A 15,495-nucleotide genomic window follows, 5' to 3' on the forward strand; every position below is an offset into this window, starting at 1 on the left:
GTCCTTTCTTAGATCCGCGCCAAGGCGACGGTGATGTTGTCCTGGCCGCCCTGGGCGTTGGCCCAGTCGACCAGGGCGGACGCAGTGGCCAAGGGCTCGCCACCGTGCGCCGCAGCGGTCTGACGTACGAGGTCGGCCAGCGGTGCCGCCTCGGAGCAGTAGTTCCACAGCCCGTCGGAGCAGACCACGATCCACCCCGGTCCGGTCACCTGGACGGTCGTCGTCCGGGGCGTGTGATCCGGGGCGTCCTTGCCCAGCCACCGGGTGATCGCGTGCGCGTGCGGCCCGGACTCGGCCTCCGCCCGCGGGATCCCGGTCGCGATCAGCTCCGCCGCCCACGAGTCGTCCACGGTCAGCGCGACTGCCCCAGTGGCGTCCTCAGGACCGTCCGGGAACCAGTACGCGCGACTGTCCCCGACGACACCCGCCACGAGCAGACCGTCCTCCAGCACCGTCGCCACGAACGTGCAGGACGCCGGGTTCGGACTGTCCGGACTCGTGTTCTCCAGTACGGCGTCATTGGCCGCATCGGCAGCCGCCTTGAGCCGGGCCGCGATCGCCGCACTGCGGGACGACTCGGTGCCGATGCCCTGCGCATGACCAGCAGCCAGTACGTCGCGAGCCGCACGGGCAGCCGCCAGACTGGCGACGTCCGAGTCGAGTGACGAGCTGACGCCGTCGCAGACAACCAGCAGAGCCCGGCTGCCCGGCTCCTCGTCGGCTGCCAGCGCCATGGCGTCCTCGTTGCGGCTGTGCCGGATGCCCCGGTCGCAAACCCCGGCCACCCACGGCGTGGGCTGCTCGTCGAAGTGGTCGCGCGGCTTGGCTGCCTTGGTGCCGCAGGTCTCGCAGTAGCCGTCGGCCCCGACCACACCGCCACAGGACTGGCACGGGCTCACCGGGGTCGTGTTGATCTCGACCGTCGGCTCGGTGTCGGTGTCCAGCGCCGGCGTGCTCGGCGCGCCGGACTTGAGCTCGGCCCCACAGGCCTCACAGAAGCGGTCGGCCTCGGACACCGGGCCACCACAGCTGGGGCAGACCGTCTGGGTCGTACTCGTCATCGCAACGTCCATCCTCTGACTTCGTTGGCCAGGTCGACCAGGGCGATCCGTTCCTGCCGGCTCTGCGCGTGATCCGCCAGTTGACGGTACGTGGCCTCGAGCCCGTTCCGCAGGTCCGGCTCGGTCGCCTCCCGGCCGTCGATCCGCAGCCCCTGCTGCGGACCGGACTGCTGAACCTCCGCCAGCGCGGTCCGGAACACGTCCGCGGCCAGGTTGGCCCGGTCGACCGGGTCGATGGTCAGCGACTCGATGCTGTCCATCGCATCGGCCAGCGCGGGCAGGCCACGACCCGATCCTGCCAGCAGACCGGCTCGCTGGCGACGTGCCCGGACGTACGCGCCGCTGGTCCGCGGCACCAGGTCGAGTGCCGCGATGGCACCGTCCAGGTCGTTGCGCCGGGTGCGGATGGCCGCTAGCCCGAACGCGGACGGTGCGATGTAGTTGGCGTCGGTGCGGGCGCAGGTGAGGTACAGGCCTTCGGCGACGTCGTACTCACCGCTGAGCTCGCAGGCGATCGCCAGCGCGAGCTTGGGGGCGAGTTCCCCGGGCACCTGGCCGTAGACGGCGTTGAAGGCCGACTGCGCTGCGGCGTTGTCGCCACGGGCCAGTGCGACCAGTCCGGCCATCCAGACCGCGCGCCACTCCCACGGGTCCTCGGCGAGCAGGTCGGAGACCGCGGTGTCGACCATGTCATAGCGGACCTCGCCGACCTCGAGAGCAGCCTCGGCGATCTCCAGCAGCGTCTGCGGCGAGGACTCCGGCGCGTCGACGAGCAGCTCGAGCCGCTTGGACGAGTCCGGCACGCTGACCGTCTTCAGCCAGCCGGCCATCTTGTCGCTCGCGTCTGGCGCCAGCGACGGCAGCTGCTGCCAAGGCGCCGCCTTGTCACCGAGCCCCGCGGACTTGTCGCCCGGAGTGCCGAACAGCAGCGACGACGCGGAGTGCTGTGCTGCCTTGGTGCCCTGCTTGTCGGCAACCACCTCGCGCAGGACACCGAGCAACTGCACCCGGAACTCGTCGGCCGTCTGGAACCGGTCCGCCGGGTCCTTCGCACACGCCTTCGCGAGCAGCCGGTACACCGAGTCGTACTTCTGGAACAGCGGTACGTCGTTCACCGGCGGCAGCGATCCGACGTACCGGCCCTGGTAGCCGCGGAACTCCATCGCCAGCACGCACAGCGTCCGGCCGAGCGTGTAGATGTCGGAGGCAACGGACGGCCCGACCTCGGCCACCTCGGGCGCCTGGAAGCCGATCGTGCCGTAGATCGCGGAGTCCAGGTCGTCGATCCGCCGGACCCCGCCGAGGTCGATCAGCTTGACCGCGTCGCCGACCTGGATGATGTTGTCCGGCTTGAAGTCGCAGTACACCAGGCCGAGGTCGTGCAGGTAGGAGAAGGCCGGCAGGATCTCCAGGATGTACGCGATCGCCTGATCGATCGGCAGCGCGTCGTACTGGCCGCCCTTGGCCGCCATCCGCTGCTTGAGCAACGTCTTCAGCGAGGTGCCGCCGACGTACTCCATCACGATGTAGCCGGCGCCCTCGTGAGTGACGAAGTTGTAGATCTCCACGATCAGCGGGTGCTCGACCCGGGCCAGGAACTGCTGCTCGGCGATCGCGGACGCGACGGCGTCCGGGTCCTCGGAGTTGAGCAGACCCTTCAGCACCACCCAGCGGTCGGAGACGTTCTTGTCCCGGGCCATGTAGATCCAGCCGAAACCACCGTGCGCCAAGCAGCCGGCCACCTCGTACTGGCCGGCCACGAGGTCACCCGGGTGCAGCTTGGGCGAGAACGAGAACTTGCTCCGGCACTTCGGGCAGAACCCGTCGGTGCGGCCCGGCTGGTCGCCACGGGAGCGGCCGACCGGGTTGCCGCAGTTGGGGCAGTTCCGGCGGTCCTCCGGGACCATCGGGTTGACCAGGATCGCTTTACTGGCGTCGATCGCGGGGATCGACGGCACGTGCGTGAGCCCGGCGCCGAGGCGGGCGCCGCGCAGGCGGGTGGACGACGTACCCAGGCGACGCGTGAGCTTCGAGCCGGCTGCGGCCGCGCGGGCGGAGCCGAGTGGTGTCGAGGCGAGCCGGTTGGACGCGCGGGAGACCGTCGACGGGGTGCTGAGCGGCGCCGGCTCGCTGACAACGGCGGGAGCGCCAGTGACGGCAGACGGGCTGGCGGTGCCGTCGGGCGCGGGCGAGCCGCAGACGTCGCAGTACCCGTCGACGAAGGTGCCGCTGCAGCCCGGCTGGTTGCAGGCACCCGCGGTCGGCGAGACGGTCGCCGTACCGGAGGACGCCGCAGGAGAGCCGCAGACGTCGCAGTACCCGTCCAGGATCTTCCCGGTGCAGCCCGGTTGGGTGCAGGCGGTGGTCGTGGTCATCTGGTCCCTCCTGTGCTGTCCAGGTAGGCCTGGTACGCCGTGACGAGTGCGGCCAGCCGGATCAGGTCGACCGGCTCCGACTCGATCACCGCACGGCCCCGCCGGTACAACTCGGCCAAGTCCTCGTTGCCCTGGGCAATGGTGGACGCCTTCACCTGGTACGCGTCCAGCCGGGCGGCCAGCTCGTCGCGTCGTTCGAGTGCGGCGCCGTACGCCGCCTGTGCCTGACCCAGTGCCCGCCGTACGGCGTCCAACCGGTGCAAGTACTTCTCCAGCTCAGCCGGCGTGTTCGGCACCGAGCCCAGCGCGGTCACATCCGGTACGGCGAGCCGCGGGGCCGGCGTGACACTGGCGACCGCCTTGTCCGCGAGCGCGCGGAGCGCCGTACCTTGCGCCTCCAGCTCACCGCGCAACGACCGTGCTCGCGCAACATCGGCCGCACGCTCCTTGCGGGTCGCGGCGCCGACGATCAGGTCGCGCTCGGTCCGCGCCGCGTCGATCTCCAGCGGACCGATCAGCCCGCCGATGTCCGCGCCGCGTTTGTTGCGCTCGGCAAGGTCCGTGACGCGCCGGTCGAGGTCGTGGTGCTCGGCGAGCGCTGCGTTGCGGGCATTCGCAGGCTCCTGCTTGACCAGGTCGCTGATCCGCTCGACCTGTGCCCGCAAGTGCCGCAGTCGCGCGGCCAGGTCGGCGTCACCTGGCTCCAGCGCGAGCTTAGCGCGCAGGCTAGACGCCAGCGCGTCCGACAGTTTGCATGCCTCGGGCAATGAGACGGCAAGCGATCCGCCGGCCCCGCCGGTGTCCAGACCGCCCCAGATCAATGTCGAGATCCGCTCGGTCTCGGCCGTCCCGACCCGTCCGGAGTCCCAGGTGACCAGGATCAGCTCGTACCGATCCGACACCGCCTTCCACACCGCCATGCTCAGTACGACGTCCGCACTCAATGCATCGGCGTCGGGGGAGTGCAGCGCCGCCTGGTCCAGCTCGTCGAGCTCGGCCTTCCGGCGGTCCCGCCAGGTGCCCAGCGCATCGAGGAACGAGAGCAGCTCCGTCGCCGGAATGCTGCTCCCCATCCTCCCCGGCGGCGCCGGCGCCGAGGCCGTCGGCGTACGAACGGTCATTGCTTCGGGATCCGGCCGTAGACGGACGGCGGGGGCGTGGTCAGGTCACCGAGGGCCTTACCGAGCCATTTGTTGTACGAAATCATCCACGTGCCGTCGGTCTTCATCTGCGCGAGCACCTGGTTCACGAACCGCACGAACTCGTCGTTCTTCAGCGACATCCCCAGACCATAGGGCTCATCGCTGATCCGCTCCGCGATCACCTTGGCGTACGGGTCCTGGGCGACGTCGCCCGCGAGCACCGTGTCGTCACCGGTGATGGCGTAAGCCTTGCCCGACTGGAAGAGCGCCAGGCAGCCGGTGTCGGTGTCGGCGGTAATCGGGATCGCCTGCGGGCTGAACTTCTTCAGGTTGTCCAAGCTGGTCGAGCCGGCTGGGGCGCAGACCGGCTTGCCGGCCAGGTCCTTGATGCTCTTCGCCGTCGACTCACTCGGCACCAGCGTCTTCTGGCCGGAACGGTAGTACTCCGCGGAGAAGGCGATCTGGTTCCACCGCGAGCAGTTGATCGTCATGTTCCGCGCGACGATGTCGACCTGTTCCTTCTGCAGCACCGGGATCCGCTGCGGGCTGGAGATCACCCGGAGCTCGACCTTGTTCGGGTCGCCGAAGATAGCCTTCGCGACGGCCCGCACCATGTCGATGTCGAATCCCTCGATCTGCCCGGTGAGGGGGTTCCGCGCGCCCAGGTTCAGGCTGTCCGCCGACACGCCGGCGATCAGCCGTCCGCGCTGCTGGATCTTCGCCATGTAGGTTCCGGCAGGCATGGCGTTGGGCTGTGGCATCGCGCCCTCGGGGGCGTAGGAGGCGACCGGGTTGCCGCAGGGAGGCTGCGTGGCAGGCGGTGCCGCCGAGGTGGCGGACGGCTGCGGCTTCGGCGGGATCTCGGTGGCGGCGTAGTCGCCGGAGCTGCAGGCGGTGGCGGTGAGCAGGATCGCGAGCGCGGCCGCGACCGGGACGACCAGTTTCCTCATCGGTACTCCTCCAGTCGCTGTGATATGCCCCAGGCGACCAGCAACGCGGCCGCGATCCCGATCGGGATGCCCAGCCAGCCGATCGGCGGCAGGCCGTCACGGGCGTCGGTCAACTCGCTGTGCACCGCCTCGCTCGACGTCTTCAAGTCACCGGCGGAGCTCTCGTCGAACGCGGTGAACGTGCCGACGGAGTTGCTGCCGGAAGCCTTGCCGATGGCTAGGTCGACCGCCTGGTCCCAGTTGCCGTTCGTGTCGAGCTCGCGGACCTTGACGTGCACCTTCTTGTAGGCGCCCCATTGCCCCTCGAGATCCGAGCCGGGGATGTTGTACAGCTGGTCGACCACCACTACCGAGGCGTCCTGGTAGGCCTTCTCGTAGGCATCGCCGGAGCCGCGGGCGATCAGGGTGAGGCTCTCGTTCGACCGTGCGTCGTACGCGGCGATCCTGGCCCGGGACAGCGCCAGCGTCTGGTCGTAGGCGTCCGTACGGGTGTTGGACGCGTCACTGGATGCGTTGGCGAGCGCGAGTCCGCCGACAATCGTGGTCAGCAGAACGAGTACGCCGCCGGCCGCGATCGGCACGTTGATGTAGCGGTGCGTACGACGGGCCAGCCAGCGCAACGTGATCCCGAAGACCACCAGCGTCAGTAGACCGCTGACGAGCACCCAGATGCTGCCGTACCCGATGCCGTCGAACTCGGCGTCGACCCGCTCCTCGTTGGCCTGCACCAGCGCCTTCACCAGCGGTAGCGAGTCGTTCTGCAGTACGGCGTTCGCGTCCTTCAGGTACTGCGATCCGATCGGCAGCCCCTGGCGGTTGTTCGCCCGGGCCTGCTCGATCAGGCCGTTGTACGTGACCAGGGTCTGGTTGAGCGCGCCGAGCGCCTCCTGGTCCGCGGGCTGCGCGGTCGCGGCCTCGGCGATCAGCCGCGCCGCCTCGGCCAGCGAGTCGACGAAGTGCTGGCGCTGGTCCGGCGGCTCGAGACCGCCGACCAGGAACGCGTTGGTGGCGTCGGCGTTGGCACTGACCAGGTTGGTGTGGATCGCCTGGATCCGGACCAGCTGGGCGGCGTTGGCCTCGGCGCGTTCGAGCGCGCCGTCGGACTGCCGGAACCCCTGCGCTGCAGCCAGGCCGAAGACGACGCTCATCGCCGCGGCCAGGATCAGGAACGCCCGCATCCGCCCCGGCGTGCCCTCGAACCACGCGGCGACCGGGCCGCGTTTGGGCTGCTGCGCACCGGGCTGCTGGGACGGTGGCGCGGCCGGTTGCTGGGCCGGCGGCGACCAAGTCGCCGGCGGCGCACTCTGGGTCTGGGTCACGCCTCTTCTCCTTGCTCAACCTGCTCAGGTTTTTCCGCTGTCCCGGCCGAGGGTTCGGGCTGTTCAGGCTCGTCGGTCAGGTCTTCGGCGAGGATCTGACGCAGTTCGTCCCTGGTGGGTGCCGTGACGTCGCGCAGCCGCCACGCGTGCCGGCCGATCGCGGCCTCCAGCACGTTCCGGGCGAACCGGCCGTTGCCGAACGACCGGCCCCGCGGCGTCGCGGCGAGGATCTCGCGGAACTTCGCCAGCGCGTCGGGGACCAGCTCGTAGTCGGCGCCCTCGGCTAGCCCGGTGAGGATCTCGGCGAGCTCGTCGTCGCTGTAGTCGTCGAACCCGATCGTGGTCCGGAACCGGCTGGCCAGCCCCGGGTTCGCCGCGATGAACTCCGCCATCGGCTCGGGGTAGCCGGCCACGATCACGACCAGGTCGTCGCGCCGGTCCTCCATCTCCTTGACCAGCGTGTCGACCGCCTCCCGGCCGTACTGGTCGGCGCCGAACTCGCCCGCGGTCAGGCTGTACGCCTCGTCGATGAACAGCACCCCGCCCGCCGCGGACGCGACCACGTCGGCGGTCTTCGTCGCGGTCTGGCCGAGGTACCCTGCGACCAGCTCGGAGCGGTCGACCTCGATCAGCTGCCCCTTCGACAGCAGTCCGAGCGCCTTGTAGATCCCGCTCACCAGCCGCGCCACGGTCGTCTTGCCGGTGCCCGGATTCCCGACGAACACCAGGTGCCGCGTGATCGTCGGACTCTTCAGCCCGGCCTCGGTCCGCAGTTTCTCCACCCGCAGTACGGCGACCTGCCGGTGCACCTCCCGTTTCACGGAGGTCAACCCGGTCAGCTCGTCCAACTCCGCCAGCAGCTCGTCCACCGTCTTCGCCGGCAGCTCTTCCACCGGCACTGCCTCGACGGCAGCCTTCGGCTGCGGTTCCGCGGTCACCTGAAGCGGTTGGGCTCCCGCGGCCTGCAACTGAGCCGCCGCAGCCACGGAAGCATTCCCCACAACCCGCATCGTCGGCTCACCCAAGGTGCACGCAGCCGACGCCACCTCCGCGAGCGCTTGCGCGTAGGCAACCTTCTCCACCGAGCCTTCGGCGATCAGTTCCACCAACGTCGCGGTAGGCGCTCCGCGCCACCGACGTCCGCGCACGGCTGCGTCGAAGAAGTCCTGAGTGGTCGCACCAGGAGTCGCCTTCGCCCAGTCCGCCGGCGCACCGGTCGCGGACTCGGCCAACGCGGCCGCCAGCGACAACGCCTCGGCGCGGGCCTTGTCCTCCGGGACGCCCGCACGAGCAGCCACAGCCAGCAGGTCCGTGACGGCTTGCTGCAGGGACTTGCCCCCCTCGCTCATGCTCCTCCTCGTCCAGGTGGTGGATCCAATGGTCCTGATGCCGGGCCGAGGGCCAGGTCCCCGCCGGTCGATCCGGTGCCGAACTTCTCCTGCAGGAACCGGCCGTGGGCGATCAGCGCCGCCGCGTCGGCCCGGTTCACCGCGTCGAACACCTTGTCCATCGTGGAGCCCAAGAGGTCCAACTGGTCGATCAGGATCATCAGCGACGTCTTGCCCTTGTCCACCGGCCGGGTGTCCGCCCACTGCCGCGGCAGCCGCAGGTAGCCGCCGATCGCCTCCGGCAGGTAGTCGGTCGCGGTCGCCATCACCGAGTACGCCTGCGCGCTGCCGCCCAGGTTCCCGAGCCGCGGGATCGTCTCCCGCACCGTCCGGACCACCCGCGCGACCCGGGACGCGACCGCCGCCGGTACGGCGCCCTCGGCAACCAACTGCTCGACGCGGGTCAGCGACGCGAGCAGGTCGCCGGTCGTCGGCGGACGGGGGACAGGCGCGGGCTCGGGCTCCGCCTTGCGGCCAGTGAGCCGCGCAATGAAGTCACCGAGCGCCATTCAACCCCGTCCCCCAACCCATGTGCCCGTGTCAGCGACCGAGGTCGAGGTCGAGGCTGCCGTGCACGACACGCTGGTCCTGCTGCGCGACCCGGTCCAGGTACGCGCGCGACTTGGTCACCTCGGTCTCCAGCGTCCCGATGGTGGCGGCCATGTTGTCCAGCGCCTCCACCTTGAACGTGTCGATCGCGTCCATGGTCGCGTAGATGTTCGCGAACGCGGCCTGCAGCTGCGGCAGCCCGATCGTCGCCGACGCGGCCTGCTGCTGGATCGCCACCGAGTTGTCCCGCATCATCTGCGAGGTCCGCTCGATCATGCCGCTGGTGGTGGTGTTCAGCGCGCTGATCTGGTCCAGCACCAGCTTCTGGTTGCTCAGCGCCTGCGCCACGATGACCGCCGTACGGAGCGCCGAGACCGTGGTCGTGGACGCGCGGTCGACACCCTTGATCAGCTCGATGTTGTTCTTGATCACGATGTCGATGGCCAGGTAGTTCTGGATCGACACCGCCAGCTGGGTGAGCAGGTCCTGGTGCTTCTGCCGGACGTAGAACAGCACGTCCTCGCGGAACGCCTTCGCCTTGTCCGGGTCGGTCGCCTCCAGTTCGGCGATGGCCGCCGACAGCCGGGCGTCCAGCCGCTCGGCGACGTACACGTACTGGTTCAGCCGGGTCATCGCGTCCCAGAGCTGCTGTTTCTCCAGGTTCAGCGCGGCGTTGTCCTTGCCGAGCTCGTCCTGGCCGTTGCGCAGCGCGTGCAGGATGCCCTCGAGGTGGCTCTGCGCGCTCTGGTACTTGCGGAAGTAGTCCTCGATCTTGTCCCCGAACGGGATCATCCCGAGCAGCTTCTTCGGACCGCTGGCTTCCTTCGGATCCAGGTCCTCGACCGTACGGCGCAGCTCGAGCAGGGTCTTGCCGACCGTGGAGCCCTCGGACAGACCGCCTTCCTGCAGCGCCCGGACCGGCGACTTGAGCAGCCGGTTCGAGCTGTCCGCCGCGGCGCGGATGTCGACGTCGCCCATGCTGCGGACGTCACTGGCCTTCGCGGCGAACTCCGGCGACCGCGGCTCGGCCGTCATCAGCGCGGCCAGGAAGGTGTCCACCTTCGAGTCCAGTCCGGGCAGCGCAGCCGGGTCGACCGCCGGCGCCATACTCGGCGCGGCCGTCGCGGCCACGGGCTGTGACGGCGGCGGAGCGGTCAGTATCAGCCCCGGCGCGGTGGCCGTCGGCGGCTGCAACGGCGCTGGTGCCGCCGCCGCGGGCTGAGCCGCCGCACCTGCTGTGTTGTCTGCTTCGGTCATCGTCGATTCCCCTCCACGAGGCGCCCCCGGGCCAGTGCGCTGTCACCTCCGTGACGCGCACACAATCTACGCGGTTCCGGGGTTCCAGCGCTGCCCCGTTGCCTACTCGTTGTTAGGCCGTGGCTGGTGGCCCCCGCCTACTGCGCCGCACTCGGCACGGCACCTCGCCGCACTGGAGCAACGGCCACGATGGAACCACATCGAGGCCGCCGCTCCAGCGCGCCGATGCACCGCACCGAGCACCTGCTCGCGACGGCGGGGGCCACCAGCCACGACCTAGCGACGCCGATAGCTGACGAACGCGAAGCCGTCGTGCGGCTCAAGAGCGGTCTCGAGCCAGCTTCGTGAATCTGCAGCAAGTGAGGTTTAGCAAAATAGCCTTACTTTTCGAGGCCTTGACCTAACGCTGAGTAATACCCAGACTATAAGGCTCGCCACGGAACGGCGGGCCTCGGCGGCTCCAGTCGGCCGGGCGGATCGTTTCGTTGGAGGGGGAGCAGTTTGCCATCATCAGCCGATAACGCACGTCTGGATCTGGTCAGGGCGAAAGCGGAGGAGTGGGCCGCGAGCCTGATCGACCTTGGACCGCGTAACACGTTGCTGCACTTTCGTGACACAAAGACTGCGAGTTTGGACTTGACCCGTGCCGCACCTGAGTCGCTTCGCGCGCTGCTGACCGGGACCGCGGTGACCATGACCAGGTTGTATCCAGATCCCGAGGCTCATCGGGACGCATGTATGCGCGCGAAGAACATCAAGCGACGCATCGTCGCTCTCGAGGAAGAACAGGGAATCAGCGCAGGCCGAATCGCGCACGGACTGCTGGCTGTCAGCACGACACGGCGAGGCGCGGGCGGCCGACCGGTGCCACCTTTGCGTGCACCGGTCCTGTTGCGCTCGGTCGACATCCAGGCCAAGACGGTCAGCGAGAGCGACTACAGCTTGCGGGTCGGTGACGAGGTCGATATCAATCCGGTTCTGCTGTACTCGCTGACCACCGAGTACGGCGCTTCCTTCGATCTGGACGATTTCCACGAGAAGGTAGTTGCCGTGCTCGGGGAGACAACAGATCCTGCCGAGCAACTGGAACAGACCTACCGCGTCCTGCACCGGGTTCTCGGGATGCAACCGATCACGGTCGAACTCGAGCGTCGGGTCGCGATCGGCTTGTTCAGCTACGAGAAGCTGCCCATGGTCGAGGACCTGCGTAGGTCGACCGAACTGTTGGCCGCTAACGACGTCATCGCTGCGTTGGCTGGAGACAAGCTGGCCGAGCGCTCCCTGCTGGACGACGACCGAGACTTCGCTGAGGTCACAATCGACGACCTCGCACCCGCAGACGAGATCCTGGTTCAGGACGCAGACTCGTCCCAGGAGCGAGCAATCGCCGCAGCGTTGTCCGGACGCAACGTCCTGATCGAGGGGCCTCCGGGAACAGGTAAGAGTCAGGCGATCGCCAACATCATCGCCGGAGCAACTGGACGCGGACTGAAGGTCTTGTTCGTCGCTGAAAAGCGTGCCGCCATCGAGGCAGTGACTCAGCGACTGGCCGCTGTCGACCTCGATGGACTGGTGCTCGATCTTCATCAACAGAAGCTCAATAAGCGGCAGTTGGCGCAGCAGCTGACGCAGAGCTTGGATCGAGCCGCGCTTGAGCCTGCAGTTCGCATCGACGAGAGTTCGGCCAGGTACATCGACCGACGGCAGCGAGTCGTCAGATACGCGCAAGAGCTCCATTCCGTCCGGCAGCCGTGGGGATTGTCTGCGTACCGGACTCTTGAAGCGTCCTTTACTCTCACGCCCGGAGTGCAGACAAGACTGCGGTTCCGTGGCAGCGGACTGCGAGTCTTGAGCGCCGAGACGATCGACATTGTCACCCGCGATCTTCGCGAGTACATCGAAGCCGGGGGCGTCCGGGTACAACGTGGGGAGTCGCCCTGGTCACGTGCGATCGTACGGACGACGGAAGACATCGAGAATGTGCTGGCCGAACTCGATGGTCTGACGCGAACCACCTTGCGTCAAAGCACGCGGGACATGGAATGGCTCTTGCAGGAGACTGGTCTCGTCCGTCCATCGGCGGTATCGGAATGGCAGGATGTTCTGGAGCTCCTAGGTTCGATCGAGCGATCGGTCGCCGATTTTGGTGAAGATGTCTTCAAGACCGACCTGCACTCGTTATACCTCGCAACCGCGGACAGATCGGTGCGGAAGGCGGAGGGCGCCAAGCTGTCGTTTGGCACACGCCGCAAGTTGATCAAGCAGGTCCGGTCGATGTCCCGGCGCGGCGTCAAAGCACGGCGTGACCTTCATCGCGAACTCCTGGAGCTTCGCCGCCACCTCGAACGCTGGCGGGAGCTCGCCGGCGATGAGAGCACACCGATGACGGTCAACCGTCTCGGCGAGATCACCTCGCACTATCGCGAACTCCGCGATCAGTTGGCTGCAGTCGCGCTTTGTACTCAGGTCATGGATCTCGACCAGCGGCCCGCCGAGGATGTTGAATCGCAGCTCGCCGAGCTGGATTCGGACCAGGACACGCTGTGGCGGGTGCCGAGGCTGACCGAGCTTCGCGAGGGGTTCGAGGGCATCGGCCTTGGACCGCTGCTCGCGGAGGTCGCAGAGCGCCGTGCCGACGCGGACGAGGCGGCGGCGATCCTGCGCTACGCCTGGATCCACTCCCTGCTCGATCAGTTCAAGATCGATTCTGGTGTGCTCCGGGAGTTCGTGGCGAAGAGCCACGATCGAACAGTCGCCGAATTCGGGGCGGCGGATACCGGACTACGCGACCTCGCGCCACGCAGGGTACGGCGCGAGATCGCGCGGAGGTTGAGCGAGGCCTGCGACGAACACCCTGACCAGAGCCAGCTCGTCCGGGCGCAGGCTGCCCGCAAGACCGGGCATATGGCATTGCGCAAATTGGTGGAGGCGGCGCCTGACGTCCTCCTGGCGGTTCGGCCGTGCTGGGCGATGTCGCCCTTGCTGGTCAGCAAGACGCTACCCGCTGCCCGACTCTTCGACATCGTGATCTTCGACGAGGCGAGCCAGATCCTTCCGCAGGATGCGGTCACCTCAATCGTTCGCGGACGTCGGATCGTGGTGGCCGGCGACGATCGACAGTTGCCTCCATCGTCGTACTTTCAGCGCGTCTTGGCCGGTGCAGACGAGGAGAGCGAGGACGATGATGGTACTGGAGGGCTGACATCGTACGAGTCGATTCTGGCCAGGCTGACCAGCCTGCTGCCGAACCGGCACCTGCTCCGGTGGCACTACCGCAGTCGTGACGAGCGCTTGATCGCCTTCTCGAATCACGAGATCTATAACGATGATCTGGTCACGTTCCCAGGCGTGCTCGAGGGTGCGCCGATTAGCCTGGACGTTGTCGACGGGATCGCGCAGCCGGGACAGGACGGGTCAGCGCCGGCCGAGGTCGACAAGGTGGTCGAGCGGATCCTTGAGCATGCCGAAGATCGTCCCGAAGAGAGCCTCGGCGTCATCGCGATGAGCCAGAAGCATGCCGATCGGATCGACATGGCGCTCCGGCAAGAATTGAAGGACCGGCCCCAGCTGGCAGAGTTCTTCGGTGACACGGCGGGTGTGTCCCGGCGATTCTTCATCAAGAACTTGGAGCGGGTACAAGGCGACGAGCGGGACGCGATCATCTTGTCGATCGGCTACGCGAAGCGTTCCGACGGCAGGGTCTTGCGTAATTTCGGTCCGCTGATCAAGGAAGGTGGACAGCGCCGCCTGAATGTCGCCGTGACTCGGGCCAAACGCCGGATGACTGTCGTGTCGTCATTCTCGGCCGCAGATCTGGCGCCGAAGGAGGAGCCGACCGGCGATGAGCTATTGCGGCGGTTCCTTGAGTTCGCAGCCCTGGGCGGCGACCTTGGCCGGGTCGGTCGCCTGGTGCCCGTCGAGCTGAACGGACTCGAGGCGAGCATCCAGAAGGCCTTGGTGGAGTCAGGCGTGCCCGTCTATCCGCAGTGGGGCTTCTCGGACGGTTACCGCATCGACTTCGCCCTCGGTCATCCGGAACAACCCGGCCGAATGGTGCTCGCAGTCGAGGCCGACGGCGAGAAGTATCACCAGGCCCACAGCGCACGAGACCGTGACAGGCTCCGGCAGTCGCACCTAGAGAATCTGGGCTGGAAGTTCCATCGGCTCTGGTCAACAGCTTGGTTCGCGAACGCGGAGACCGAGCTGGAGAAGATCCTTGAGAGCTGGCGGCTTGCGATGAAGGAGCCGGAACCTGTCGGGTCCCCCGCGCCGGACATCCAGCCGCCGGTGCCGCAACCCGTCTCCCCCAGCCGCTCCCTGGCCAAGCCGTGGATTCAGCCGGGGGCCGACATCACCGACTACACGGAACAACAGCTTGTCGACGTCTTTCGCTGGCTGCTGTCCGACGAACTACACGTCATCAGAGAGGTCCGGATCGAGCAGGCGATGCGGGAGCTTGGGTTCAAGCGCCGAGGCAAGCGAATCGTCGGCCGCCTCACGGAAGCTCTCGAAGTGGTCATCAACGAGGGGAAGGGACACGCATGACGACCCGATCGCTGGACGGCCGGACCATCGAACGCCTCGCAAAGGTCATCATCGATTACGAAGGTCCGTACGAGCGACGCGGCCATGAGCTGGAAAGTCTGCTGCGGCGTTCGGCCTGGGAGGACCCGCCGGAGTACGACGGCACACCGCGAGTTCCGTGGCTGGTCGAGCAGCTGACGGAGCGCAACGGTACAGCCGACGTCGAACATCTTCTCTGCCGAATCTGTGACCCGATCGAGTACGACGCCGGCGCCGAGGTTGCGCAGGTCTTTCATGCGCTCGTCAACGGCATCCTTGAGCCAGAACAGCTCGTGATCTCGTATGTAGGTCATCGGCCGGTCCTGGCACAGCTGTCCGGAGACGGGACACATCCGGTGTTCACCGAGCCGGAAGAGATGGAGCGGCGGTTGCGATCCATCATCGCCGACGATGCCACGGTCACGGGGCTGCTCCGACGACTCGGCGAGACCCGGATATGCGAGGCCAACGGCGCCTACACGTTCGCGATCATTGGTATCGGCAGTTTGGTGGAAGGAATTCTGCACGCCGTCCTGACTGAGCGGGATCAGGAATTCCGGAACCGTGAGATCCTCGTCGGAGGGCGCGACCGGCGGCGGCGTGTCGAACCAGAGCGAGCGTCAATGGAGTTCTTGATCGACCGAGCGAAGGCACTTGGCTTCATCCAACTCGACGCTACCAAGTTCATGCACAACGTGCGCGACTTCCGAAACTTCGTCCACCCGCGGAAGGAACTCGCCGAGCAGCCGGGCTTCGACCGGGACAGCGTGATGTTGTGCTGGGGGCCTGTCCGCGCGCTGCTCAACGACCTAGAGGAAAAGCTGTCCGCGACCGCTCCGGCGGTCGCGGGCTGATCGCTCGCAATCCCACGGAGCATTCCGGATCGGAGTG

General features: G+C 67.6%; 11 protein-coding genes. 3 read left to right on the forward strand and 8 right to left on the reverse strand.

Features of this window, described 5'->3' with window-relative positions; all coding sequences use genetic code 11:
- Positions 1 to 8: 8 nt before the first annotated feature.
- Genes ACIBL3_RS14430 through ACIBL3_RS14465 form a run of 8 tightly spaced genes read right to left on the reverse strand, consistent with a single transcriptional unit; the run spans position 9 to position 10,041 of the window.
- A complete protein-coding gene (locus ACIBL3_RS14430) occupies positions 9 to 1,061 on the reverse strand; it encodes a protein phosphatase 2C domain-containing protein (RefSeq protein ID WP_396353745.1) in 1,053 nt (350 codons plus the stop codon).
- A complete protein-coding gene (locus ACIBL3_RS14435; RefSeq protein ID WP_396353746.1) occupies positions 1,058 to 3,436 on the reverse strand; it encodes a tetratricopeptide repeat protein in 2,379 nt (792 codons plus the stop codon). The genes ACIBL3_RS14430 and ACIBL3_RS14435 overlap by 4 nt, the downstream gene beginning before the upstream one ends.
- On the reverse strand, positions 3,433 to 4,557 hold the full coding sequence (locus ACIBL3_RS14440; RefSeq protein WP_396353747.1) for a hypothetical protein: 1,125 nt from the start codon (positions 4,555 to 4,557) through the stop codon (positions 3,433 to 3,435). Before ACIBL3_RS14440 ends, ACIBL3_RS14435 begins: the two co-directional genes overlap by 4 nt.
- Entirely contained in the window at positions 4,554 to 5,528 is a 975-nt protein-coding gene (locus ACIBL3_RS14445) for a transporter substrate-binding domain-containing protein (protein WP_396353748.1), read from the reverse strand. The genes ACIBL3_RS14440 and ACIBL3_RS14445 overlap by 4 nt, the downstream gene beginning before the upstream one ends.
- Positions 5,525 to 6,847: a hypothetical protein gene (locus ACIBL3_RS14450; protein WP_396353749.1), complete on the reverse strand. Its 1,323-nt coding sequence runs from the start codon at positions 6,845 to 6,847 to the stop codon at positions 5,525 to 5,527. Before ACIBL3_RS14450 ends, ACIBL3_RS14445 begins: the two co-directional genes overlap by 4 nt.
- The gene (locus tag ACIBL3_RS14455) at positions 6,844 to 8,196 is read right to left on the reverse strand and encodes an AAA family ATPase (RefSeq protein ID WP_396353750.1); all 1,353 of its coding nucleotides are present in this window, start codon (positions 8,194 to 8,196) and stop codon (positions 6,844 to 6,846) included. Before ACIBL3_RS14455 ends, ACIBL3_RS14450 begins: the two co-directional genes overlap by 4 nt.
- On the reverse strand, positions 8,193 to 8,744 hold the full coding sequence (locus ACIBL3_RS14460) for a hypothetical protein (RefSeq protein ID WP_396353751.1): 552 nt from the start codon (positions 8,742 to 8,744) through the stop codon (positions 8,193 to 8,195). Before ACIBL3_RS14460 ends, ACIBL3_RS14455 begins: the two co-directional genes overlap by 4 nt.
- A gap of 31 nt (positions 8,745 to 8,775) precedes the next feature.
- Positions 8,776 to 10,041 carry a toxic anion resistance protein gene (locus ACIBL3_RS14465; protein ID WP_396353752.1) on the reverse strand — a complete coding sequence of 422 codons (1,266 nt, stop codon included), beginning with the start codon at positions 10,039 to 10,041 and terminating at the stop codon, positions 8,776 to 8,778.
- Between the two features lie 189 nt (positions 10,042 to 10,230).
- Between ACIBL3_RS14465 and ACIBL3_RS14470 the strand changes: the two genes are divergently transcribed.
- The 3 genes from ACIBL3_RS14470 to ACIBL3_RS14480 all read left to right on the forward strand — a co-directional run bounded on the left by ACIBL3_RS14470 (position 10,231) and on the right by ACIBL3_RS14480 (position 15,458).
- Positions 10,231 to 10,389: a hypothetical protein gene (locus ACIBL3_RS14470; RefSeq protein ID WP_396353753.1), complete on the forward strand. Its 159-nt coding sequence runs from the start codon at positions 10,231 to 10,233 to the stop codon at positions 10,387 to 10,389.
- A gap of 153 nt (positions 10,390 to 10,542) precedes the next feature.
- Complete coding sequence (locus ACIBL3_RS14475; protein WP_396353754.1) at positions 10,543 to 14,586, forward strand: AAA domain-containing protein; 4,044 nt, start codon at positions 10,543 to 10,545, stop codon at positions 14,584 to 14,586.
- The gene (locus tag ACIBL3_RS14480; RefSeq protein ID WP_396353755.1) at positions 14,583 to 15,458 is read left to right on the forward strand and encodes a hypothetical protein; all 876 of its coding nucleotides are present in this window, start codon (positions 14,583 to 14,585) and stop codon (positions 15,456 to 15,458) included. The genes ACIBL3_RS14475 and ACIBL3_RS14480 overlap by 4 nt, the downstream gene beginning before the upstream one ends.
- The last annotated feature ends 37 nt before the right edge of the window (positions 15,459 to 15,495 follow it).

Source organism: Kribbella sp. NPDC050124 (assembly GCF_044460355.1).
GTDB lineage: Bacteria > Actinomycetota > Actinomycetes > Propionibacteriales > Kribbellaceae > Kribbella.

Excerpts from the sequence above, each read along its gene's own strand:
- ACIBL3_RS14470 (WP_396353753.1), top strand. The coding sequence starts at position 10,231 with ATGGAACCACATCGAGGCCGCCGCTCCAGCGCGCCGATGCACCGCACC.
- ACIBL3_RS14430 (WP_396353745.1), bottom strand. The coding sequence starts at position 1,061 with ATGACGAGTACGACCCAGACGGTCTGCCCCAGCTGTGGTGGCCCGGTG.
- ACIBL3_RS14460 (WP_396353751.1), bottom strand. The coding sequence starts at position 8,744 with ATGGCGCTCGGTGACTTCATTGCGCGGCTCACTGGCCGCAAGGCGGAG.
- ACIBL3_RS14480 (WP_396353755.1), top strand. The coding sequence starts at position 14,583 with ATGACGACCCGATCGCTGGACGGCCGGACCATCGAACGCCTCGCAAAG.
- ACIBL3_RS14455 (WP_396353750.1), bottom strand. The coding sequence starts at position 8,196 with ATGAGCGAGGGGGGCAAGTCCCTGCAGCAAGCCGTCACGGACCTGCTG.
- ACIBL3_RS14465 (WP_396353752.1), bottom strand. The coding sequence starts at position 10,041 with ATGACCGAAGCAGACAACACAGCAGGTGCGGCGGCTCAGCCCGCGGCG.
- ACIBL3_RS14440 (WP_396353747.1), bottom strand. The coding sequence starts at position 4,557 with ATGACCGTTCGTACGCCGACGGCCTCGGCGCCGGCGCCGCCGGGGAGG.
- ACIBL3_RS14445 (WP_396353748.1), bottom strand. The coding sequence starts at position 5,528 with ATGAGGAAACTGGTCGTCCCGGTCGCGGCCGCGCTCGCGATCCTGCTC.
- ACIBL3_RS14435 (WP_396353746.1), bottom strand. The coding sequence starts at position 3,436 with ATGACCACGACCACCGCCTGCACCCAACCGGGCTGCACCGGGAAGATC.